Source organism: Nocardia colli (genome assembly GCF_008704205.1).
Taxonomy (GTDB): Bacteria; Actinomycetota; Actinomycetes; order Mycobacteriales; family Mycobacteriaceae; genus Nocardia; species Nocardia colli.
In genome coordinates this window covers 600,839-623,440 of the sequence record NZ_VXLC01000001.1, presented here as the reverse complement: position 1 = coordinate 623,440, position 22,602 = coordinate 600,839, and the positions used below count along the sequence as shown (strand labels likewise).

The window sequence follows — 22,602 nt, the reverse complement described above, 5'->3', positions numbered from 1 at the left end:
GCGCCGCCGGTTCGAGCGAGTCGGCAGGTGAAGCGGGGGTCAGCTCAGCGACTGCCGTACTCGACGTTGTTCAGCAACGAGGAGTCCTTGTCGCCACTACGGTCGATGTCCGGCCGCGAGTTCTGCTGCACCGCCACCGTGACGAGGAGCACCGCGATCACGCCGAGCACGGCGCCGCCGACAGCACTCGCAACACCAGGAACAGCAAACTTCATTGCGGCACTCCAATACATCGATGCAGGCACATTCCCGGTCAACCTAGCAGCCCGCTCCGGTATCCGGTGCGTTCAGCCCGCCGATTCCCGGCAGGTAATGCGGCTGGGGCGGCGATCACAGCGGGTCGACGCCGCTATCAGCCGGTGCTCGCTCAGTGTGCCGGGATGGCGCAGTGCAGGCTGCCGAGCAGGGTGCGGAGCTTGGTGGTGGTCTCGTCGAGCTCGGCCTTGGGATCCGAGGCGGCGACGATGCCGCCGCCCGCGTAGGCGTGCACGGTGTGCCCGTCGGCGGATAGTTCCGCGCAGCGGATGGCGACCACCCACGCGCCGTCGCCGTCGGCGTCGCACCAGCCGACCGCGCCGCCGTAGAAGCCGCGGTCCTCTTCCAGATCGGCGATGGTGTCGAGCGCGAGATCGGTTGGCGTGCCGCAGACGGCCGGCGTGGGGTGCAGCAGCAACGCGAGGTCGAGGGCGGTGGTCGAAGCGTCCCGCAGTCGCCCGGTGATGGGCGTGGCGAGATGCCAGACCTCGTGCGTGTTGATCAGTTCCGGACCGTCGGGGATGGACAGTTCGGCGCAGACCGGGGCGAGCCGGTCCCGGATCCATTCGATGACGAACGCGTGCTCGTCGCGATTCTTGGTGCTGGCCAACAGCTCTCGCGCCTGCGCCGCGTCGGCGTCCGGATCGGTGCGCCGCGGTGCGGTGCCGGCCAGCGGGCGCAGCGTGACCGTGTCGCCGTGCCGGGCGATGAGCACCTCCGGGGTGGCGCCGACCAGCGTGGCGCCGGTGCGCCCGGCCGGGGTCAGGTCGACCGCGAACACATTCGCGTGCGGATGCCGGGTGAGCAGCTGGGCCGCGACGAGTTCGGGCGCGAGCGCGTCGGCCGCCTCGGCCACCACCGACCGGGCCGCGACCACCTTGCGCAGCGGCTGCGCCGGATCGTTCAGCTGCTCGACGAGTTTCGTCACCCGCGCGATATGTTCTGCGGCACTGGGGATCTCGGTGACGAACCGGACGGCGGGCAACTCGGGCAACGCGGCGGGCCGCCACGGTCCCGCGGTGTGCTCGACCCGCTCGGGCACGCTCAACGCGGCCGGCTTGCGCGGATCGAACGGCAGCGCACCGACGACCAGCTCCGCCGTGCCGTCGCGCAGCGCGGCCACCGCCCGATCGGCCTTGTCGAAGGCGACCCGGCTGCCGAACGCCCGGACCACCCCGTCCGGCTGAGCAAGCAGGAATCCATCCATAGTCCCTCGACCCTAACCCCGCGCCCGCCGAACCAGACCCACCCGTGAGCGCGCTCACGACCGAGCTTCCGGCTAGCCGGTTCTGGCCGCGGGCTCCTTGCCGGGCGGGACCATGAGGACCGGGCGATGACAGTGCTTGAGCACCGCGTCGGCGACGCTGCTGTGCATGAGCGCGCGGATGCCGGTGGCGCCGCGGGTGCCCGCGACGATGATGTCGACGTCCAGGTCGTCGGCGCATTCGACGATGGCGTTCCAGATGGTGGTGGTGCACTCGGCGGTGCGCGCCTCGGCATTGAGCCCGGCGAGTTTGGCCAGCCGGACGCCTTCGGTGTTGATCGTGCGCGCGTCGACGTAGGCGACGTCCTCGATCTCTTCGTCGGGGACCCACTCCGGCTGCATCACCCCGGACAACCCGGACAGGCGGGCCGCCTGGCGCACCATCGGCTCCCACGCGGTCAGCACGATCGCTCGGTCCGCGCTGAGGAACCGCCCGGCGTATTCGATGGCCCGCTTGGCGTTCTCGGACCCGTCGTAGGCAATGAGCATCAGATCGCAGGGCACGATGACCTCCTGGTGGGAGACTCACGGCTGTTGATTAAGGCTACCTTGACCGAGCCCGGCCCACCTGCTGGCGCGCGGAATCCGCCGCGCCTCGGAACATCCAGACCGGGTAACCACGCGGCCGACCCCCTGGTATTGCTATACCGCGCGATCAGTACGGTTGACGTCCATGCGGAAGACGCCCCTGCTCATGCTCGCCGTGCTGGCCGCCGTCGCGACCGCCTGCTCGAGCGGCGGTGGCGGCGACTCCGCCCCGTCGTCGGTGGCCGGTCCCGCGTCGACGGCCGGATCATCCACGCGGACAACAACTTCCGTTAAACCGGATTGCACGGCCGGCTATCTCGCGCAGTTCACCCTGCGGCAGAAGCTGGCCCAGCTGCTGACCGTCGGCATCACCGGCGACGCGGACGCCGCGAATGTAGTGGGCACCGAACAGGTCGGCGGCATCTTCGTCGGCAGCTGGACCGACCTCACGCTGCTCACCTCCGGCCGGCTCGACCAGGTCAAGCAGTCGGCCAAGGTGCCGCTCATGGTGACCATCGACGAGGAGGGCGGCCGCGTCTCCCGGGTGGGGAACCTGATCGGCAAGGCGCCGTCGGCCAGGGCGACGGCCGAGACCATGACCCCCGAACAGTTCCACGACGCCACGCTGACCAGGGCCCGCGCGCTGAAGGACCTCGGGGTGACGGTGGACTTCGCGCCGGACAGCGACGTGAGCAGCCAGCCCGACGACTCGGTGATCGGCGACCGTTCCTTCTCCGACGACCCCGCGGTGGTCACCAAGTACGCCGACGCCTATATCCGGGCCATGCGTGAGGTCGGTGTCGGCACCGTGCTCAAGCACTTCCCCGGCCACGGCTCCGGCTCGGGCGATTCGCACCGCGGCGCGGTCCGCACGCCGCCGCTCGCGGACCTGCAGAACGTCGACCTCGTCCCGTTCCGCAACCTGATCAAGTCCGGCGCGGGCGTGATGGTCGGCCACCTCGACGTGCCCGGCCTCACCACCCCGGACGTGCCGGCCAGCATCAGCCCGCAGGTCATGGCGCTGCTGCGCGGCGGCAGCGGGTACGGCGCCGCGCCGTTCGACGGGCCGATCTTCACCGACGATCTCAGCGGCATGGCCGCGATCACCAGCCGGTTGTCCATCGCGGACGCGGTGGAGGCCGCGCTGGTCGCCGGCGCCGACAACGCGCTGTGGATCAGCACCGATGCCGTGTCCAGCGTGCTCGACCAACTGGAGCAGGCGGTGGCGGCCGGCCGCCTGCCCGCCGCCCAGGTGGACGCGTCCGTGCTGCGCATGGCGACCTTCAAGGGCGCGCTTCCGCGCTGCTGAGGCACTGTTTCCGCGACTGGTGAGCAAATGCGACCCACGGAACTTACCTTGGAGTAATATATGAACTTCACCATGCGGTAGGAGAGTGGATGGCGGGCGGAACGAAGCGACTTCCTCGGGCGGTTCGTGAGCAGCAGATGCTCGATGCCGCCGTCGAGGTGTTCTCGCGCAAGGGCTTCCACGATACATCGATGGATGCCATTGCCGCCGAGGCGAAGATATCCAAGCCGATGCTGTATCTGTACTACGGCTCCAAGGACGAACTGTTCCGCGCCTGCATCCAGCGCGAGGGCCTGCGCTTCATCGAATCGGTGGTGCCCGCCGGCAATCCACAGCTCTCCCCGCACGAACAGGTGCGGGTCGCGCTGGAGGGCTTCCTCGGGTTCGTCGACCGCAACCGGCGCTCCTGGCAGGTGCTCTATCGCCAGGCCATCGGCCAGCAGGCGTTCGCCTCGGAGATCGAGAACGCCCGCGAGCGGGTCATCGAACTGACCGCCAAGCTGCTGGAATCCAGCGCCAAGCACCCCGAGCCCGGCACCAACTTCGACATCGTCGCGGCCGCCGTGATCGGCGCGGGCGAGGCCATCGCGGATCGGGTGGCCAGCGGCCGCATCGAGGTCGCCGAGGCGGTCGACCTGCTCGACGATCTGGCCTGGCGCGGCCTGGCCGGACGCAAGAAAGCGGAGTAGCCGACGGCTCGGCGGGGGCGGGCTTCGGCGCGCCGTTACGGGGTGATCCGCGCGTATCGGTTGCCGCGCGGTTGACGGCCTGCCAGAGTGCGGAGATCACCAAGCACAGACCGGCTCCGACCAGGACGAGCCGGGGAGAACGGGGCGGAATTGTTCGGGTTGCTCAGGCCGTGTTCGCACGGCGCGGCGAAGTATGGAATCGATGCGGCCGAGTGGCGCACGCACATGTGCGGGCTGTGTCTGGGGTTACGCGACGGGCATGGTCAATTGGCCCGGGCGACAACGAATGTCGACGCGATCGTGCTGAGCGTGCTCACCGAGGCGCAGTCCGCGAACGCGGTCGAACGCACGCAGGCGGGGCGGTGCGCGCTGCGGGGGATGCAGCGCGCGTCGGTCGCCTCGGCGAATTCGCCCGGGGTGCGGCTGGCCGCGACGGCGTCACTGTTGCTGGCGTCGGCCAAGGTTCGCGACCATGTGGCGGACGGCGACGCCGCCGTCCTGGCCCGCACGCCGATGGCGAAGGCCGCGAGTCGATGGGCCGGACAGGCGCAGGTGAGCGCGCAGCGGATCGGCCTGGATGTGGAACCGCTCGTCGCCGCGTTGAACACGCAGACGCAGTTGGAGCAGGCCGCCGGCAACGGCCCGGACGCGCTCGCGCGACTGACCGCACCGACCCAGCTCTGCGCCGCCGAATTCTTCGCGCACACAGCGGTTTTGGCCGAGCGTCCGGACAACGTCGACGCAATGCGCACGGCGGGCCGGCAATTCGGCCGGATCGCACACCTCGCCGACGCGGTACAGGACTACGAGACGGACCTGGAGCGCGGCAGATTCAATCCGCTCGCCGCCACCGGCACCACCATGCCGCAGGCGTACGACCTGCTGCGGGAATCGGATTCGCGCCTGCGCGAAGCGGTCGCGCAAGCCGAGCTGGACACGGTGCCCACCGTCCGCTGGATGCTGCTCGACCCGTTGACGTCCGTGCTGCGCAAACTAGGCCACGGCATCGGCGCGGTGGCCGGTCACACCTGCGGGATGTCCCACGACCACGCCGACGTCCGCATGGACTCGCGGCGTACGGGTCAGCGCCCCGGTCTGGGCGAGTCCCTCACGCTCATCCTCGGCTCCTACTGCACCGGGTACGCCTGCTGCGCCGAACACACTCAGCCGTGCACCGGCGAACGCAAGCAGCCGTGGATCAACCATTGCGATTGCGGCGGCTGCGATTGCGGCTGCGACGATTGTGATTGCGGTTGCGGCGACTGCTGTGGTTGCTGCGACTGCAGCTGCTGAATTGCTTGCCGCGTAACGATTCTCGGCGAAACAACAGGAGCCGCACCCGACTCGGGGTGCGGCTCCTGTTCGTTCGATACGTCAGCGCAGCGACGCGGTGAGGTGCGGGAACCCCTTCTTCGGGTTCAGCACGGCCAGATCCCAGCCGCCCGCCACCTGATCCGCGTACACGTTCACCGTCGACGGCAGGAAGATCGGCTTGCCGAACTTCACCGAGTAGGTGGTCTTGGCCGGCACCCGGCCCTCGATCGTGCCGAGGATGTGCGCGGCCGACCACATGCCGTGCGCGATCGGCTTCGGGAAGCCCAAAGCCTTTGCGCCCAACGAGGAGATGTGGATCGGGTTGTGATCGCCCGACGCGGCGGCGTACTGGTTGATCGTCTTCTGATCGATCCGCCAGGTGCGCAGCGGCGGCGGCGCGGCCTCCTCCGGCTTGGGTTCCGGCTTCGGCCCGCCGGACAGCGAGGTGCGCTGCTGGTGCAGGAAGGTGGTGACCTGACGCCAGACCAGCTCGCGGCCGACGCTGATCTCGCTGATCGCGTCGACCAGCAGCCCCTTCGGGTGCTCGCGCAGATTCTCGATGTGCGACTTGATGTCCAGCGGCTCGCTCACCGAGATCTCGCGGGTCCGCTCGATCACGTTCTCCGCGTGCACCGCGCCGACCGCGACGAACGGAAAGTCGCGCTGCACAACGAGTTGCATCACGATCGGGAAGGTGAGGATGAACGGGTAGGTCAGCGGCAGCGCATCGCCGAACCGCAGCCCGGTCGCCCGGCAGTACGCGGCCAGATGATCCGGATCCACCCGCAGGCCGTCGAGCTGGCTCGACCGATCCGGCAGCGTCGACTTGCGCCCCGAGACCAGCGGCAGCGGGATCGCGCCCAGTGCCGCCTTCAGGTACAGCGGGCCGTTCTTCGGTGTCTCTTTGAGTGAGATCACTTGCGACATCATGCTCCGATCAGGCTCTGCCCGCAGACGCGAACGACGTTGCCGGTCACCGCGTTCGACGCCGGGCTGGCGAAGAAGGCGATGGTCTCGGCCACGTCGACGGTCTGCCCGCCCTGCAGCAGCGAGCTCATCAGCCGGCCGGCCTCGCGGGTGGTCAGCGGGATGGCGGCGGTCATCGCGGTCTCGATGAAGCCGGGCGCCACCGCGTTGATGGTGATGCCCTTCTCCGCCAGCTTCGGCGCCTCGGCGTTGACCATGCCGATGACCCCGGCCTTGGACGCGCCGTAGTTGGTCTGGCCGCGGTTGCCCGCGATGCCGGCGATGGAGGACACGTCGATCACGCGGCCGCCCTCCTTCAGCGCGCCCCGGGACACCAGGCCCTCGGTGATCCGGTGCGGCGCCGCGAGATTCACGTTGAGCACCGAGTTCCAGCGGCCCTCGTCCATGTTGGCGAGCAGCTTGTCCCGGGTGATGCCGGCGTTGTGCACGATGATGTCGATGCCGCCGAAGCGCTCGGTGGCGAACTCGGCCAGCTTCTCCGCGGCGTCGGGCGCGGTCACGTCCAGCGCGAGCGCGGTGCCGCCGACCTTGTTCGCGGTCTGCGAGAGCGCCTCACCGGCGGCCGGGATGTCGGCGACGATCACGGTCGCGCCGTCGCGGGCGAACACCTCGGCGATGGTCGCGCCGATGCCGCGCGCGGCGCCGGTGACCACGGCGATCTTGCCGTCCAGCGGGCGGTCCCAGCTGGCCGGCGCGGTGGCGTCGTCCTTGCCGACCCGGAACACCTGGCCGTCGACGAACGCCGACTTGGCCGAGAGCAGGAAGCGCAGCGTCGACTCCAGGCCGGTCGCGCCGGTCGAGGCCGCCGGGTGCAGGTAGACCAGCTGGGCGGTGGCGCCGCGCAGCAGCTCCTTGGCCACCGAGCGGGTGAAGCCCTCGAGCGCGCGCTGGGCGATCTGCTCGTCCACCGTCGAGGCGAGCTCGGGGGTCGTGCCGATCACCACGATGCGGCCGGACGCGGCGATGCTGCGCATGGCGGGCTGGAAGAACTCGTAGAGCTGCGACAGATCCTCGATCGAACCGATGCCGGTCGCGTCGAACACCAGCGCGCCGAACTTGGTTCCGGCGCCGGCCGAATCGGCGAAGGTGTAGTCGGTCAGCAGCGTGCGCAGCGGCTCGGCCACCCGGCCCTTGCCGCCGAGCAGCACCGGCCCGGGCAGCGGCGCTTCGCCCGCTTTGTAGCGACGCAGGTTCTCCGGCTGCGGCAGCCCGAGCTTGCTCGCCAGGAACTGACCCGGGGAGGAGTGTACGAACGATCCGTAGAGGTTGGGCGCACCCTTGCTCTTGCTGGCTGCCACTGTTCCTACCTTTTCTGTGTGGTCGGCGGCGTGTGCACGGTCCCTGCCGTGTGGTTACGCAAGCTACCGCCTCCGGGACTGTCGCTCACGCCGCGATGCTGTTCTCGGGTCTGCTGGTTCCCCCGGCATTTGGTCTGCTCACGCACATTTGCGGGGTACGGTGTCGACAACAAACTTACTCCAGAGTAAGTTTAATGTAAACCAACCGCGACGGGGCGCCGATCAGTGGAGACTTCCACGCGGACTCCGGAGCGCCGAACATCCCCAACGAGACCTGGAGACTCGAGTGACAACCAAATCCCGTTCGGCGAAGAGCACCGCCAAGACCGGTAAGACCACCCGCCCGGTCGCGATCGTGGGCGGCAACCGGATTCCGTTCGCTCGCTCCGACAAGGCGTACGCGCACGCCTCGAACCAGGACATGTTCACCGCCGCGCTGGACGGCCTGGTCAGCCGCTTCGGCCTGCAGGGCGAGCGGCTCGGCATGGTGGTCGGCGGCGCCGTGCTCAAGCGGGTCGGCGAGCACGGCATGATCCGCGAGAGCGTGCTCGGCAGCAAGCTCAGCCCGTACACCCCGGCCCACGATCTGCAGCTGGCCTGCGGCACCGGCCTCCAGGCCATCGTCACCGTCGGCGACGGAATTGCCCAGGGCCGCTTCGACGCCGGCATCGGCGGCGGCACCGACACCACCTCCGACGCCCCGATCGGCGTCAGCGAGGGCATGCGCGAGTGGATGCTGGACGCGAACCGGGCCAAGTCCAACAAGGACCGGCTCAAGCTGGTCGGCCAGCTGCGCCCGAGCATGCTCGGCATCGAGATCCCGCGCAACGCCGAGCCGCGCACCGGGCTGTCCATGGGTGAGCACGCCGCGATCACCGCCAAGGAATTCGGCGTGCCGCGCGAGGCGCAGGACGAGCTGGCCTACCTGTCGCACAAGAACATGGCCGCCGCCTACGATCGCGGCTTCTTCGACGACCTGATCACCCCGTTCCTCGGGCTGACCCGCGACGACAACCTGCGTCCCGGCTCCACCATCGAGAAGCTGGCCACGCTCAAGCCGGTGTTCGGGGTCAAGGCGGGCGACGCCACCATGACCGCGGGCAACTCCACCCCGCTGACCGACGGCGCCTCCGCGGTGCTGCTGTCCAGCGAGGAATGGGCCACCGAGCGCAACCTGCCGGTGCTGGCCAACCTGGTCGACAGCGAGGTCGCGTCGGTCGATTACATCCACGGCCCGGACGGCCTGCTGATGGCCCCGACCTACGCGGTGCCGCGCCTGCTCGCTCGAAACGGCTTGACCCTGCAGGACTTCGACTACTACGAGATCCACGAGGCGTTCGCCTCCGTGGTGCTCGCCACGCTGTCCGCGTGGGAGTCCGACGCGTACTGCAAGGAGCGGCTCGGCCTGGACGGCGCGCTCGGCTCGATCGACCGCAGCAAGCTCAACGTCAACGGCTCCTCGCTGGCGGCGGGTCACCCGTTCGCCGCGACCGGCGGCCGCATCGTCGCCTCGACCGCGAAGCTGCTGGCGGAGAAGGGATCCGGCCGCGCGCTGATCTCCATCTGTGCCGCGGGCGGCCAAGGCGTCGTCGCGATCGTCGAGCGTTAAGCACTGAATGAAAGGTGGCATCCGGTCGTGGATGCCACCTTTCGTCGGTCAGCGCACCAAACTGCCTCGGGCAGCGGCGAATCGGACCACGCTCGGTGCGAACCGGCCGAAGACGTACTGGAGCCTGGCTTCCGGCGTCACCGGTACGACGTCCCGGTTCTTCTGCACCGCGCGCACGATCTGCTTCGCGACCTTTTCCGGCCCGTAGCCGCGCAGACGGTACAGCCGGTCATAGAGCTGTTGCCTGCGCCGCTCCTCCTCGGCGGAGACGCCGGACATCCGCGTGTTCGCGACGATATCGGTGTGCACGATGCCGGGGCAGATGGTGCTGACACCTATTCCGCTACCGGCCAATTCGGCCCGCAGGCAGTCGGAGAACATGAACACCGCGGCCTTGCTGGTGGAGTACGCGGAGAACGCCTGCTGCGGCGTATAGGCGGCCATGCTGGACAGGTTGACGATGTGCCCGCCGAGCCCGCGCTCGGCCATGGCGCCGGCGAACGCGCGGCAGCCGTTGACCACGCCGTGCAGGTTGACCGTGAGCACCCGATCGAAATCCTCGGCCGAGGTGTCCAGGAATCGCCCGGCCTGGCCGATGCCCGCGTTGTTGATCAGCACGTCGGGCACGCCGTGCTCACGGATCACCCCGTCGGCGTGCTTGCGCATCGCGGACTCGTCGGACACGTCCAGCTCGTAGGCGTGCGCGATGCCGCCGGCCTGGGCGATCAACGCCGCGGTGGCCTCGGCCGCGATGCCGTTGACGTCGGACACCACCACCTCCGACCCCGCCCGAGCGAACGCCAGCGCGGTCTCCCGGCCGATACCGTTACCGCCGCCGGTGATCACGACGAGCTGATCCTCGAACGGCTTGCGCGGCACACCCATTCGCGCGCGGCGCAGCGCCCGCGCCGGTGGCGTGCCGGTCACCGAGTCGATCAATTCGATGGTGGCCGCGGCGAGCAGCTGCGGATGCGAGAACGGCAGCCAGTGCCCGCCTTTCACCACGCGCAGCCAGACCTGGTCGGCCCACTGATCCTCGTCGGCGTAACTCGACTGCCGCACTGCGGGATCGCGGGTGCCGATGATGATCTGGGTTGGCACCGTGGTGTATTCGTCGCGTGCGCGCAGCGGATTCGCGGCCCAGGTCGACCGGTAGATGCGTAGCCCGTTCGCCATGTCCTGCTTGAACGTCGGCGCCAGGTGAATGTCCTCCGGCGGCGCACCCTCGGCCGCGGAAAGCGCGGAGCGCCAGAGTTGTTCGCTCATCCCCACTTTGATCGCCGCCTTCGGTAATCCGGGCAGCGCGAGAAACGTCGAGTAGGCGAACGAACCGAGCTGGGCCAGCGGCAGCGCGATATTGCGCGGCGTCGGTCGCGCCAGTCGCGAGCGCGCCCACTTGCCCACGTGCGCGATGCTCGGCCCGGAGACCGAGGTGAACGACGCGATCAGGCGGGCCGAGTCAGGGCGGCAGACAACCTCCCAGGTGGCGACGCTGCCCCAATCGTGTGCGAGTACATGCACGGGCGCGCCGCCGCCGAGCGCCTCGATCACCGCGACGTAGTCGGCGGCCAGCGTCGTGGTCGAAATGGCCGCGGTGCCAGGCGGGTTGGACGACTCGCCGTGCCCGCGGTTGTCCACGCTCAACACCCGGAACCGGTCGGTCAGCTCCGGTACGACGTTGTCCCACAGGTGATGTGAGTCCGGCCAGCCGTGCAGCAGCAGGACCGTCGGCCCGTCCGGATTGCCTTGCTCATAGACGGCGAGGTCGACTTCGCCGTTGCGGACCACATGCTTCTCGGCCATGGATTCACCCCACTATCCGGGCCGCGGCGGTCGCGGTCCGTGGACGTAGCTGCCCGCCCCCATTCTGTCTGAGACGGTGGGATTCGGGTAGTCCCCGCCGCGGTGATGACCCGCCCTTGGCTGCTGTGAGCTTTCTCATGAATATCTGCTCACCTCCGCGACGCATTTCGCGACGTCTGCGGGACTATTTAGCAGCAACTAGCAGGCAACTTATGTGTTACAGGATTTCTTCGGCTGCTGAATGTCCGTCACATCGTTTCTTGCAGCGGGGCTGATCTGTGTGTTTACCTGCACGTCACCTACTGTGCTACCGGTAATCGGCAATCGTAGAGGCGTTATATCGCTGCCCTATCGACTTGCAGCTACCGACAGGACATCTCTTCGGCTTAACGAATTAATCGAATCGAGCTAGCAGAGAGGAAGGCTGAACAGCTGATGCGAATCGGTATAGCGCTGCGCGCCACCGCCCTGGCCCTCGCGGCCGCGGTCGGTCTCGGACTCGCGGCCGCGGCCCCCGCCGGAGCGGCCGGCGAGTTGGACCGCTACCTGGATCTGCCGCTGGTGAACCGGGACGCCGCGAGCGGCCCCGGCGGCGTCAACCCGGAACTGCCCTATGACGCGGCCGAGCTGCGCGGGCTGCTGGACGAGGCGCGCGCCCAAGCGGTCGCGCCGACCCGCTACGCCGCCCTGCTCTACCAGTACTGGCTGGTCGACGCGACGAACAAGGCCGGCATCGACCTGCGCGCCTGGGATCCGCGCGCGGGCGTCGAGGCCAACCGCACCAATCTGACCAGGTCCTACCGCTACTACGAGGACCTGCAACTGAACCACCGTGAGCTGCAATGGGCGGGCATGGGCGGTCAGGTCGGCGCCGACTTCGGCGGCGGGCTCATCGATTTCGAGCTGATGGGCAACATCTACGGCCTGCCCGGACTCTCCGAATCCGCGCGCGGCGTCATCGCCGCGGTCGAGCAGGCCGCCGGACCGCAGGCGGTGGCCCAGCTGCCGCGCGGCCTGCTGGCGCTGGCCGAGGCGGGCTCGCAGATTTCACCGGAGGACCTGCGCTACATCATCGGGATGATCCTGGTGATGCAGAAGAACATCTTCTCCGACCTGATGCCGATGCACGACGCCTACGTCACCGAAGGCCTTCCGGCACTGCAGGAATTCCAGGCGGCCGGGTTGTTCGGCGCGGACATCATGGATGCCTGGCGCGGGGTCGCCTCCGGCGACTACGACCGGATCGCCGCGGGCAACGGCACGCTGCTGCGCCGGGAACAAGAATGGGTGATTCGCGACCAGTGGGATTCGGTGCGTAGTTACAAGGGCAGCGTCGGCGAGGCGATCACCTACGTCAGCGGGGCCGCGGGCTCACCGTCGGTGGCCGGTGTCGCGCCGCCCCGGGAATTCAATCCGGTGCGCATGCAGGTGACCATGGCGGACGGACGTCCTGCGCTGGTGACTTTGCCACTGCCGGAATGGAATTGGTCGGAGTTCGACGCGCGCTGGGACTACATCACCACCGAGCTGCTGCCGAAATACAAGTTCCAGGTCGAAAACAACTGGCCCGCACTGGAAGCCGTGATGCGCACACCGTACGAGGTCCAGATGGAATCGCATCGCCCGCTGTTCAACATTCCGCAGCTGCTGGATTCGGCCGCCCGGCAGATCCAGGTCACTCCGATCGACACGATGGCGGTGCGCTAGATGAAACTGTTCACCGCGGCCGTCGCGACGGCCACCGCGCTGATGGTGTGCGCGGGAACCGCCGCGGCGCAAGGCGAGATGCCGACGCCCGGACTGGACCGGGTGTTCAACGGCTTCGTCGTCGGCCAGATCCAAGGCGCGCAACCGGTTCCGCCGGATCAGGCGTTCCAGGCGCTGCTCGCCGATGACCCGTTCTATCAGGAGCCGCCGCTGACCGGCGCCGAAGCGCCGGGCACGCTGTTGAAGGCCAAGCAGGTCGACGTGATGTTCCTCGGCATCACGCCGCCGGACGTAGAGGCCTACAAGCTGATGTACGTCACCACCGGCATCGACGGCGTCACCCCGGTGATCAGCACCGGCATCCTGATGATCCCGAATCACGGTGCGCCCGTGGGGGAAAAGAAGGTGATCTCCTACCAGGAGGCCAACGACAGCGTCGGCTGGTCCTGTCACCCGAGCACGCAGTGGACCGGCGGCGATCCGCTGGACGGTTCGTCGTGGTCGGCGCTCGGCCCGCTGGCACTGATGTTCGACAAGGGCTACGCGGTGATGATCTCCGACGTCGGCAACGACGGAGATCGCAAGCCGCACGGCGTATTCGCGGGCAAGTTCGCCGCGCACGCCCAGCTCGACGGTGTCCGTGCGGCATTGGCGCATCGCGAGGCCGGACTCGATCCGAAGGCGCAGATCGGCCTGTTCGGCATTGCAGGCGGCGGGGTCGGCGCGGCCTTCTCCGCCGAGCTCCAGCCCACCTACGCACCGGAGCTCGACGTGAAATCCGCGGTGCTGGAAGGGATGGTGGTGAACCCGCGCAACTTCATGCGGGTCGCCGACGGCTCGGTCGGCTCCGGTTTCGCCCTGGCCACGCTGCTCGGCCTGGAGCCCGCGTACCCGGAGATGGCGGTAAACGCGAAGCTGAACCCGGCGGGCGTCGGATTGGCCAACGCCTTCCGCACCCAGTGCCAGACGCCGGCCTACTTCGGGCTGCCGTTCCTGCCGCTCAACACCCTGTTCAACTCGGGCCTGAGCCCGGCCGACGAGCCCGCGTTCCAGCGCGCGTTCGAGGACAACATCCTCGGCCGCTCCGGCACGCCGAAGGCCAAGGTGGCCATCACCTCCTGCGTCGCCGACGACTCGCCGATGTCGCTGGTGCCCGCCAGGGACTCGCGCGAACTCGCCGACACCTATCGGGCCGGCGGTACCGACGTGACCTACCAGCCCACCGACTGCGGCATGGTCCGCATGCTCACCGATATCTACGGCTGGGGCACCGACCTGTTCGGCATGCAGACGATCGACTGGATCGACCGCAATTTCGAGTGAAAAGGATTACCCGCCATGGCATTTCTCTACGGCATCAATTATCTGTTCTGGTACGGCCCGCTGGCGGTCGCGAAGTTGATGGCACAGGCGGCCGGCTTCTGACCGGTCGCTGACCACCGCGGCTCCCGCATCATGCGGGAGCCGCGGTTTTCGTTTCACGAACCAGGAAGCTCGTTGTGCCCGCCGAACGCCTTGCGCATCGCCGACAGCATCTTGTCCGCGTAGAGCGCCTCGCCGCGCGAGGAAAACCGTTGGAACAGCGCGGAAGCCAGCACCGGGGCCGGGACTCCGGTGTCGATCGCGGCGTCGAGCGTCCACCGGCCCTCGCCGGAATCGGACACCCGGCCGCTGTAGGAATCCAGGTTCGGATCGGCGTACAGCGCGCTCGCGGTGAGGTCCAGCAACCAGGAGGCGACCACCGAGCCGCGCCGCCACACCTCGGTCACCTCGGGCACGTCGATCTCGTACCGGTAGTACTCGGGATGCTCGAGCGGCGTCTCCTCGGCGGAGAACTCGCCGTCGTGTTCGGCACCGTAGTTGGCCTTGTGCAGGATGTTCAGGCCCTCCGCGTAGGCGGCCATCGCGCCGTACTCGATGCCGTTGTGCACCATCTTGACGAAGTGCCCCGCGCCGGCCGGCCCGCAGTGCAGGTAACCCTGCTCGGCCGCCGACGGCTCGCCGGTGCGGCCCGGCGTCCGCTCGGCCGCCTCGACGCCGGGCGCGATGGACTTCAGCAGCGGATCCAGATACTTCACCTGCTCGGCCTCGCCGCCGATCATCAGGCAGAAGCCGCGCTCCAGGCCGAAGACGCCGCCCGAGGTGCCGATGTCCACGTAGTGAATGCCCCTGGGGCGCAACTGCGCGGCGCGCTTGATGTCCTCGTGGTAGCGACTGTTGCCGCCGTCGATGATGATGTCGCCGGGCTCGAGCAGCTCGGCGACCTGGTCGATGACGGCGCCGGTCGCGCCCGCCGGAATCATCACCCAGACCACCCGCGGCGCCGCCAGCGTCTGCACGAATTCGGCGAGGTCGGTGCTGCCCTGGAAGTCGTCGCCCAGCTCGTCGCGCAGGATGTCGATCTGGTGCGGGCGACGTTCGTAGCCGACGGCGGTGTGCCCGTCCTTGACGATGCGGCGCACGATGTTGGCGCCCATCCGCCCGAGGCCGATCATTCCCAGCTGCATGCCATCCATCTCCCTCGTGTGTGCGGTGGCCGGACACTCGTTCGTCCACGATTGTCCCGCCTCGGTCCGATACTGGTCTGTTCGGCGGTGTAACGCACGGTGCGCCGCACCGATAATCAGATCGGCTCCGCGTAGTTGCCAGACCCCCGACCCGGCAACTGCGCGGGGCCCTTTGCGTGTACGACCGGGTCCTTTGCACGGAATTTGCTGTAGATCGGTGCTCACCGGAGGTTGTCGGCGTCGCGCACTATCGTTGGCGGAGGCTCGCGTCGTGTGAGCCCCAACTCAACCGAACGGGGAGGACGGTTCGTGACGAGCCAGCCGAGCACCGGACGTCGTGGCCAGCAACCGGCAGGCGAGGTCGGTTTACGCCAGCTGCTCGAATCGGCCCAGGCACAAGGGGCGAACCCGGCCCAGGCATCCGCGGCGAACCCGGCCCAACCGCCCGGCCCGGCGCCCGCGCCGAAGTGGGGCGACGACTCGGCGCCCACCGTTCCCATCCAGGTCACTCAGCCCCGGCGGGCGAACCATCGGGCCCAGCCCGGCGAGCGCCCGGTGCGGCGGCCGATCTCCGGCCCCCCGCCGCAGCGGCTGAATCGCACCATGCTGAAGCGGGCGGGCCTCACCGTCGGTGCGGTGCTCGCGGTGGCCGGCGTCGGCTACGCGGTCGACTGGGTGCTGTCCGCGGGTGAGGTCCCGCGCGGCACGGTCGTCTCCGGCATCGAGGTCGGCGGGCTGGACAAGGCCGCCGCGGACGCGCGATTGCGCGCGGAACTCGCGCCGCGTGCCGACCGTGAGCTGCCGCTGCGCATCGGTGACGTGCAGACCAGGGTCGTGCCGGCCGCCGCGGGGCTGACCGTGGACTGGGACGGCACCTGGGACCGCATCGGCACCCAGCCGCTCAATCCGCTCACCCGCTTCACCTCGTTCTTCAGCGCCCGCGACGTCAAGGTGGCCAGCGTCGTCGACGACGTCGCGCTGGAGCGTCAGCTGACCGCGCTGCGCGTGCACGATCGCCCGTCGGTCGAGGGCACCATCGCCTTCGACAAGGCCAGACCGGTCGCGGTCGCCCCGGTTCCGGGCCGGGTGCTCGATATCTCCGCCGCGCGCGCCGAGCTGATCGACAACTGGATCACCGGCATCACGCTCGACCTCCCGGTGCACCCCGCGCCGCTCAACGTCCGGCCGGAGGCGGTCGACCAGGCCCTGCGCACGGTGGCCGAACCCGCGGTGCGCGCGCCGATCAGCTTCGCGGGCAAGGGCGCCTCGGCCAAGCTGGATCCCGAGCAGATCGCCACCGTGCTCTCGTTCGCGCCCGACGGCCAGGGCGGCCTCGGACTGTCCATCGATCAGAACGTCGCGGTCGGTTTGCTGGGACCCCAGCTGGTCGCTACCGAGATCGAGCCGAAGGACGCGACGTTCGCGCTGACCGGCGGTAAGCCGGCGGTGGTGCCCGCGGTGGTCGGCGACAAGATCAACTGGCCGAAGACCTTCGAGCAGCTCACCGCGCTGCTCGCCGCGCCGCAGGAGCGCACCGGCCAGGCGATCTACGAGAAGGTCGAGCCGAAGCTGACCACCGAGGCGGCGCAGGGGCTCGGCGTCGTCGAGACCATGGGCTCGTTCACCACCAACGGCTTCAGCGGTCCGTCGGGGGTGAACATCAAGGTGGTCGCCAGGAAGGTGAACGGCGCGGTGATCAAGCCGGGAGATACCTTCTCGCTCAACGACTTCACCGGTCCGCGCGGCGCCGCCGAGGGCTATGTCGAGTCCGGCATCATCGACCACGGCCGGCCCGGTACCGCCGTCGGCGGCGGTATCAGCCAGTTCGCCACCACCCTCTACAACGCCGCGTACTTCGCCGGCATGGTGGACGAGGGCCACACCGAGCACAGCTACTACATCTCCCGCTACCCGGCCGCGCGCGAGGCGACGGTCTTCGACGGCGCGATCGATCTGCGCTTCCGCAACAACGCGCCCACCGGTGTCTACATCGAGGCCGTCACCACGGATTCCGAAGTGACCGTTCGGCTTTGGGGCACCAAGACGGTCGAGGTGGAATCGGTGACCGGCGACCGGAGCAAGCCGACCGAGCCGACCACCATCAAACTGCCGAAGGGCAAGGACTGCATCGCCTCCGAGGGCGCGCCGGGCTTCACCACCTCCGACACCCGCATCATCACCGACAAGCGCACCGGCCGCGAGGTCTCCCGGCACACCCGGACGGTCAAGTACGACCCCATCCCCGTCGTGAAATGTGAGTGAGCGCAACGACTCCGGAGATCGGAGCCAACTTCTGGCTAACCCGCAGCGCGGCCCTGGTTAGCTCGGGGCGCGGCGAATCATTCTGCGGCAGGGCGACTTTGGTGAGCGACCTCCCGGCGAATGGGATATAACTACGCCAGATTCCGGGACGCCAGTCCGGTTCTGTCTCGGAGTGGGGCTCAAGGTAGAGCGAAGTGTGAAGGGGATACCGTCGTGGACCAGATCGACTCAGTCAGACCGTATGCGGCGGGGCGGGGAAACAACGCCGCAGTCACACTGGGTACGGCAATCGGAGACGAAGTCGCCCTGCGCGTTGTGCAGGGCAATGGCACGTTGTGCGACGTCGTGGTCGCCGCGTGGGCGATGGGTGTCGATCCGATCGAGGCGGTGCTGCAGTACGCCGAGGCGGCCACCGGAGTGATCGTCGACGACCTGGTGGTGGTGGACGGCGCAGATCCGCGCTGCGCGTAGGCGTTTCCGTGCGGCCTCGCGCATTCGCGGCTCGCAAGCGCTCCCTGCCGGCAGTAGGGTGCCGCACGGCTCTTTTCACGGCGCGTAGCGCCGATTTCGGGCGTGAAGTGTTGCGCCGCAACAGTTCGCCGATAGTCGTTTCGACTCGCTGTCCCGCGCAATAGCTTTCGCACCGCCACTACTACGGCGGTGTTCGGCTGTGCCGAGCTATTCCTCGGGGCGTTCGACGTCGCGCAGTGCGGCGGCGACGAACTCGCGCATCGGGATGTCGAGCGCGGTGCACAGTGCGTGCAGCTGCTGCATGTCCGGCGATCGATCGCCGTTCTCGAAGCGCTGGATCGTGCTGACCCCGAGTCCGGTCAGCGCGGCGAGTTGCGGGCGGGTCAGCGCCCGTCGTGCTCGGGCCGCTCTGAGCTCTGCCCCGACCGCGCGATTGATGTCCGAAGGTACCTTTTCCACACCCATACGGACCATTCTGAGGTCCGAATGGCTACCTGGCAAACGACATGCCGAAAAAACGCCGACGATCACCGCAGCTACCGGGCATTTCGCCCATAAAGGTCTGTCGCGAGTTGCAACAGGTCCGAACGGACCTTAATGTGCTCCGTATGGAACACCTAGGCCATATGGTTGCCGGGAAGGTGCGGCGCGCCATGTCCGATGCGGGACTCTGTCCCGAGGACTTGGCCGCGCGTTCCGGGCTGCCGGTATCCGACCTGCGCAGCCTGCTCGCCGCGCACGGCTCGTTCACCGTGGACGAGCTCGCTCGGATCGCCGCGGCGGTGGATTGCCGCGTCGTCGACCTCCTGCCCGACGACGGGGATCCGCGGTGACCGTCACCGGCGTGGGCCGGTCGCCCGGCGCGTCCTATTTCGCGAACTCGGCGTGTCGCATCAAACATTTTGTGACGCGAATCACTCTGCGGCGCAGGGTGGGTCGGCCGTGTTGAGCGATCGATCAGCTACCGCGGCGCGGAAGCCCGCACGCACCCGTCGCGCGAACCCCGCCCTCGAAATCTTCCGGCATCACATCGGCGAGCGCGTCATCTTCACCGGAACCACCATCGAACGCGGCGGCGTCGAACACGGCGTCATCGTCGACGTAGACCACCGGATGGTGTACGTCGATTACGGCTACCCCAATCCGATCAATGCCGAACTCGGCAATGCCATCGCCACCCATCCGGCGAATCTTCGACTGGAAACCACTGTCGCAGCACCGAACTCCTGCGATCACTGTGGCACCGCGGCAGAGCGCCCCGGCCCGGTCTTTCTCGCGCCGCGCTGAACCGGCGCTCCTCGATTCTCATTTCCGACCCGATCGGGTGTGGCTCCGGCCTGGGCTCATCCGGTCTCGTCGTCGACGAAAGGAAACGGCCCGTGGCCATTTTCGGCCGCCGTTTATTCGGCAAGTTGCTCGCTCCGGGCGAGGTCATCGATGTGCTGATGGTCGGAGGAACCTGGAATCCGAATGGTGATCGGGTCACCGCCGCGTTCGCCGAAGCGCTCGATCCGCAGCGTTTCGTCGTGCGAATGGTGCCCTACCCGGCGGATTACGGGCGGCACGTGGCCTTCGCCGACAGTGTCGCCGCCGGCCGGCGAGCGCTGCTCGAGGCGATCGGGGCAACGCCCAATCGTGTTCTGCTGGCGGGCTATTCGCAGGGTGCGGGCATCGCGGGTGACCTTGCCGCCGATATCGGGCGGGGCTTGTTTCCGCAGCTCGAGGTGGTTGCCTGCGCGTTGATCGCGGATCCGCTGCGTCCGGCCGGCCGGTGCCTCGGCAAGGATCCCGGCGGTTACGGCGTGGTCGGGCAGCGGAACATCACCAGGATTCCGACGTATTGGGTTGCCGCAGAAGGTGATCCGATTACCGCACTGCCCGCCGGCAATCCGCTGCGGTTGATCGCCGACCTGAGCGCGTACTTCAGCCTGTCCAGTCCCGAAGCCATGGTGCGCTGGGGACAAAGCATCATCGAGACAGCGACCGGCCGTCAGCTGCAACGCTGGTGGTCGCCGCAGAACTGGCGTTCCTGGGGCGGCGCCGTCGCCTATGCCCGCGGCTACCTGTTCGACGGGCGGCACACCGAGGACTACATCCGGCACGGCCACGCCCGGTTGCTCGCCGAGGCGATCAACCGTGAGGTGATCGTGAGGGCGGCCGCGCGCAACCGCGGCTCGCGCCCGAGCTGAGCCCGCGGCGATGCCCTGGTTCCAGGTCGACGACCAGCTCGGATTCCATCCCAAGGCGGTCGCGGCGGGCAATGCCGCGATGGGACTGTGGGTGCGCGCGGGCTCGTGGTCGATGCAGCAGCTCACCGAGGGTTTCGTCCCGGCCGCGATCGTACGCGGCCTCGGCTCGGCGGCACAGGCGAAAAAGCTTGTAGAAGTGGGCCTTTGGACTACGGCCGACGGCGGATACCGGTTTCACGACTGGGGCGAGCGGCAGATGTCCAAAGCCGAGATCGAGGACCGGCGCCGCAAACGGGCCGACGCCGGCCGCAAAGGCGGCCAGGTCTCGGGGCAGGCCCGACAGCTGCGCGCGCAAGCAAATGCTGCACCGAATGCTCGAACATCCACTGCGCCAACAGCTTCAGCAGATGCTCGGCGCGCCGTCGAACAATTGCCTGAGCACAACGCAACCCCTGTCCCTGCCCATGGCCTTGGAAATGCTTCCAGGGGAGCCCGATCCACACCACCCGATCGGCAATGCGCCATCCACCGCACGCACCCGGCGCCGCCACCCTGCGGCGCCTGCGGCGATGCCCGGCGCGCCAGGCAGCGCTGGGAAGTCGCGCACGGCAACGACCTGCGCGCCGACGCCGTGCAACGCCGCGAAGCCGCCCGGCACTGCGTGATGTGCGACGACGCCGGCTGGCGGCACCCGCCCGCCGAACTGCTCGCCGTCAATCCCGATCCGCCCGTGCTCCGCTGCGACCACCACACGGTGACCTCGCTCGACCACTGGCACACCACCGAAGAGGAAGCGACCCCATGACCGCCGAGCATCCGAATCACCTCTACCTCGACCGCGTAGAACTCCGGGCGCTCGCCGAACTGCTGCGCGAGATCCCCGACCTCGCCGAGGATCTCGCCGTCTCGCTGACCCGGCAGTCCCGGCTCAGCACCCGCGGCGACTACCGGATGAACCGCCGTCCGAGCGAGCAACCGCTGCCCTACAACCCCGCCGCCTCCCGCGCCGCCGACGAGCTGCACGCGGTGCTCGGGTCCTGGGTGCGGCTGGTCTGCGAGCAGCGTGGCCTCGACTACGCCGGGTCCCCGTCCACGCCGGGCCTGGCCCGCTGGCTCGACCGGAACCTGATCGCGCTGGCCATGACCGAGGGCGCGGACGGCGCGCCCGAGGACATCCGCACAGTCGTGCAGGCGGCGCTGTGGGTCGTCTGCCCGCCCGCCGCACCGGTGGTGCTGGACGACGGCCTGGTGGAGCAGGCGCGGCGGCATCGGCTCAATGCGTCCGGGATCGCCTCGCTGGCAAAGGAACTCGGCGAGCAGTATCGGGGACTTACCGTGCGGCGGATCCAGACACTGAGAAACGCCGGGAAAATCGCGCCACAGCCCGGGCCGTGGGCGCCGGGTTGGCCGGAGTTGTACACAGTGGGCGCGGTATTGGACGAACATCTGGCCTATCCGGCGCGACGGCGCACGCGGGCCGACGTGACAGATTCGAATTGACGTGTCTCGAAACAAGTTCCGGAGAACAATCGGAGATATCCGCCGAAAGTTACAGATGTTTCATATGAAATGAATCACAGCATAACCTCTGAATTGCTGAGTGCTCGCGTTCGAGTCGGCCGTCCGAGGATTCATGCTCCGGAGTTGCTGGACCGAGGGTCGCAGGGCTGAATCGCTTGATCGGCCGAGCATTACTGGCAGGGCGTCAACGTGCCCGTATGTCGATATAGACCCCGCTCCGGCCACCTGACCGTAGAAGTCTCGGCAAGACCGTGGATATGCGGACATTGTTACGAAACCCTCGCCGTGCATGCCCCGTTATCGATGAGCAATACGCACCGCTCGGCGGGTGTGGCTAAAAGGTCGCTGGCCGACGAACCACTGTGATAGAAAAATTCTGCTCGGCGACCAGCAGGTCGCCGATGGAGGGACCAATTCTTCAAGGGGAAGATTCCTAAATGAGCAAGATTCGCGTGTTCGGCGTTGTGTTCGCGGCTACCGCCGGCATCGTTCTGGCCGGTTCGGGCCTGGCCTCGGCGGGCGCCGGTGACGGCTCGGGCACCGGCTCGGCCAAGCCCAGCGCCACCGCGGGCGAGGGTTCGGGCACCGGCTCCGCCAAGACCGGCACCTCGGGCGAGGCGGACAGCGGTTCGGCCACCGTGCTCGTCGACCTGCTCAAGCTGCTGGCCACGGGCTCGGCCGAGTAAACCGAAAAGCGTCGATATGTCCTGACCCTCACCAGGTGACATATCCGCTCGGAGGACAGACATGATTGCCCCACCTCGTTCGGAGGTGGGGCAATCGTCGTTTCCGGGCCTCGTCAGGTCTGCCCAAAAGTAGCCATCTGCCTGCGATTTCGACCCGAATCCGTATTCAGGGGTTGACATCCGATCCGCTTTAGGTGAAGCTT

General features: G+C 68.3%; 22 protein-coding genes. 14 read left to right on the top strand and 8 right to left on the bottom strand.

Features of this window, described 5'->3' with window-relative positions:
• Window positions 1–44: 44 nt before the first annotated feature.
• The 3 genes from F3087_RS03050 to F3087_RS03040 all read right to left on the bottom strand — a co-directional run bounded on the left by F3087_RS03050 (window position 45) and on the right by F3087_RS03040 (window position 2,023).
• The gene (locus F3087_RS03050; protein WP_083894819.1) at window positions 45–215 is read right to left on the bottom strand and encodes a DUF2613 domain-containing protein; all 171 of its coding nucleotides are present in this window, start codon (window positions 213–215) and stop codon (window positions 45–47) included.
• 152 nt (window positions 216–367) lie between these two features.
• Window positions 368–1,462, bottom strand: a complete 1,095-nt coding sequence (locus F3087_RS03045) for an isochorismate synthase (protein WP_150400214.1) — start codon at window positions 1,460–1,462, stop codon at window positions 368–370.
• A 72-nt stretch (window positions 1,463–1,534) separates the two neighbouring features.
• Window positions 1,535–2,023: a universal stress protein gene (locus tag F3087_RS03040; RefSeq protein WP_150400213.1), complete on the bottom strand. Its 489-nt coding sequence runs from the start codon at window positions 2,021–2,023 to the stop codon at window positions 1,535–1,537.
• A gap of 169 nt (window positions 2,024–2,192) precedes the next feature.
• On the opposite strand from F3087_RS03040, the gene F3087_RS03035 reads away from it, so the two are divergent.
• The 3 genes from F3087_RS03035 to F3087_RS03025 all read left to right on the top strand — a co-directional run bounded on the left by F3087_RS03035 (window position 2,193) and on the right by F3087_RS03025 (window position 5,338).
• Window positions 2,193–3,356, top strand: coding sequence for a glycoside hydrolase family 3 N-terminal domain-containing protein (locus F3087_RS03035; RefSeq protein ID WP_150400212.1), 1,164 nt, complete (start codon window positions 2,193–2,195; stop codon window positions 3,354–3,356).
• An 89-nt stretch (window positions 3,357–3,445) separates the two neighbouring features.
• Complete coding sequence (locus F3087_RS03030; RefSeq protein ID WP_150400211.1) at window positions 3,446–4,045, top strand: TetR/AcrR family transcriptional regulator; 600 nt, start codon at window positions 3,446–3,448, stop codon at window positions 4,043–4,045.
• Window positions 4,046–4,270: 225 nt separating this feature from the next.
• On the top strand, window positions 4,271–5,338 hold the full coding sequence (locus tag F3087_RS03025; protein ID WP_396897523.1) for a DUF5685 family protein: 1,068 nt from the start codon (window positions 4,271–4,273) through the stop codon (window positions 5,336–5,338).
• An 81-nt stretch (window positions 5,339–5,419) separates the two neighbouring features.
• On the opposite strand, the gene F3087_RS03020 is transcribed toward F3087_RS03025, so the two are convergent.
• Window positions 5,420–6,289: a MaoC family dehydratase gene (locus F3087_RS03020; protein WP_150400209.1), complete on the bottom strand. Its 870-nt coding sequence runs from the start codon at window positions 6,287–6,289 to the stop codon at window positions 5,420–5,422.
• On the bottom strand, window positions 6,286–7,644 hold the full coding sequence (locus F3087_RS03015) for a 3-oxoacyl-ACP reductase (RefSeq protein ID WP_150400208.1): 1,359 nt from the start codon (window positions 7,642–7,644) through the stop codon (window positions 6,286–6,288). The genes F3087_RS03020 and F3087_RS03015 overlap by 4 nt, the downstream gene beginning before the upstream one ends.
• A gap of 286 nt (window positions 7,645–7,930) precedes the next feature.
• Between F3087_RS03015 and F3087_RS03010 the strand changes: the two genes are divergently transcribed.
• Window positions 7,931–9,253, top strand: coding sequence for an acetyl-CoA C-acetyltransferase (locus F3087_RS03010; RefSeq protein WP_150400207.1), 1,323 nt, complete (start codon window positions 7,931–7,933; stop codon window positions 9,251–9,253).
• 48 nt (window positions 9,254–9,301) lie between these two features.
• On the opposite strand, the gene F3087_RS03005 is transcribed toward F3087_RS03010, so the two are convergent.
• On the bottom strand, window positions 9,302–11,056 hold the full coding sequence (locus F3087_RS03005) for an SDR family oxidoreductase (protein WP_150400206.1): 1,755 nt from the start codon (window positions 11,054–11,056) through the stop codon (window positions 9,302–9,304).
• A gap of 435 nt (window positions 11,057–11,491) precedes the next feature.
• Between F3087_RS03005 and F3087_RS03000 the strand changes: the two genes are divergently transcribed.
• Window positions 11,492–12,763: a hypothetical protein gene (locus F3087_RS03000; RefSeq protein ID WP_150400205.1), complete on the top strand. Its 1,272-nt coding sequence runs from the start codon at window positions 11,492–11,494 to the stop codon at window positions 12,761–12,763.
• Window positions 12,764–14,086: a lipase family protein gene (locus F3087_RS02995; RefSeq protein WP_150400204.1), complete on the top strand. Its 1,323-nt coding sequence runs from the start codon at window positions 12,764–12,766 to the stop codon at window positions 14,084–14,086.
• A gap of 155 nt (window positions 14,087–14,241) precedes the next feature.
• Here F3087_RS02995 and gnd read toward each other — a convergent pair whose 3' ends face one another.
• Window positions 14,242–15,270, bottom strand: coding sequence for a phosphogluconate dehydrogenase (NAD(+)-dependent, decarboxylating) (gnd, locus tag F3087_RS02990; RefSeq protein WP_150400203.1), 1,029 nt, complete (start codon window positions 15,268–15,270; stop codon window positions 14,242–14,244).
• A 309-nt stretch (window positions 15,271–15,579) separates the two neighbouring features.
• On the opposite strand from gnd, the gene F3087_RS02985 reads away from it, so the two are divergent.
• Both F3087_RS02985 and F3087_RS02980 read left to right on the top strand, forming a co-directional pair.
• On the top strand, window positions 15,580–17,532 hold the full coding sequence (locus tag F3087_RS02985; RefSeq protein ID WP_150400202.1) for a VanW family protein: 1,953 nt from the start codon (window positions 15,580–15,582) through the stop codon (window positions 17,530–17,532).
• Window positions 17,533–17,745: 213 nt separating this feature from the next.
• Entirely contained in the window at window positions 17,746–18,003 is a 258-nt protein-coding gene (locus F3087_RS02980; protein WP_150400201.1) for a hypothetical protein, read from the top strand.
• Window positions 18,004–18,210: 207 nt separating this feature from the next.
• Here F3087_RS02980 and F3087_RS02975 read toward each other — a convergent pair whose 3' ends face one another.
• Entirely contained in the window at window positions 18,211–18,468 is a 258-nt protein-coding gene (locus tag F3087_RS02975; protein ID WP_191093744.1) for a helix-turn-helix domain-containing protein, read from the bottom strand.
• A 188-nt stretch (window positions 18,469–18,656) separates the two neighbouring features.
• On the opposite strand from F3087_RS02975, the gene F3087_RS02970 reads away from it, so the two are divergent.
• The 6 genes from F3087_RS02970 to F3087_RS02945 all read left to right on the top strand — a co-directional run bounded on the left by F3087_RS02970 (window position 18,657) and on the right by F3087_RS02945 (window position 22,399).
• Complete coding sequence (locus F3087_RS02970) at window positions 18,657–18,836, top strand: helix-turn-helix domain-containing protein (RefSeq protein ID WP_150400199.1); 180 nt, start codon at window positions 18,657–18,659, stop codon at window positions 18,834–18,836.
• A gap of 109 nt (window positions 18,837–18,945) precedes the next feature.
• On the top strand, window positions 18,946–19,290 hold the full coding sequence (locus F3087_RS02965; RefSeq protein WP_150400198.1) for a hypothetical protein: 345 nt from the start codon (window positions 18,946–18,948) through the stop codon (window positions 19,288–19,290).
• Window positions 19,291–19,382: 92 nt separating this feature from the next.
• The gene (locus F3087_RS02960; RefSeq protein WP_150400197.1) at window positions 19,383–20,192 is read left to right on the top strand and encodes an alpha/beta hydrolase family protein; all 810 of its coding nucleotides are present in this window, start codon (window positions 19,383–19,385) and stop codon (window positions 20,190–20,192) included.
• 79 nt (window positions 20,193–20,271) lie between these two features.
• Complete coding sequence (locus F3087_RS02955; protein ID WP_150400196.1) at window positions 20,272–20,997, top strand: hypothetical protein; 726 nt, start codon at window positions 20,272–20,274, stop codon at window positions 20,995–20,997.
• A complete protein-coding gene (locus F3087_RS02950; RefSeq protein WP_150400195.1) occupies window positions 20,994–21,692 on the top strand; it encodes a hypothetical protein in 699 nt (232 codons plus the stop codon). Before F3087_RS02955 ends, F3087_RS02950 begins: the two co-directional genes overlap by 4 nt.
• 458 nt (window positions 21,693–22,150) lie before the next feature.
• Window positions 22,151–22,399 (top strand): hypothetical protein, encoded by a 249-nt coding sequence (locus F3087_RS02945; protein WP_150400194.1) that lies wholly within the window; start codon window positions 22,151–22,153, stop codon window positions 22,397–22,399.
• Window positions 22,400–22,602 lie beyond the last annotated feature (203 nt).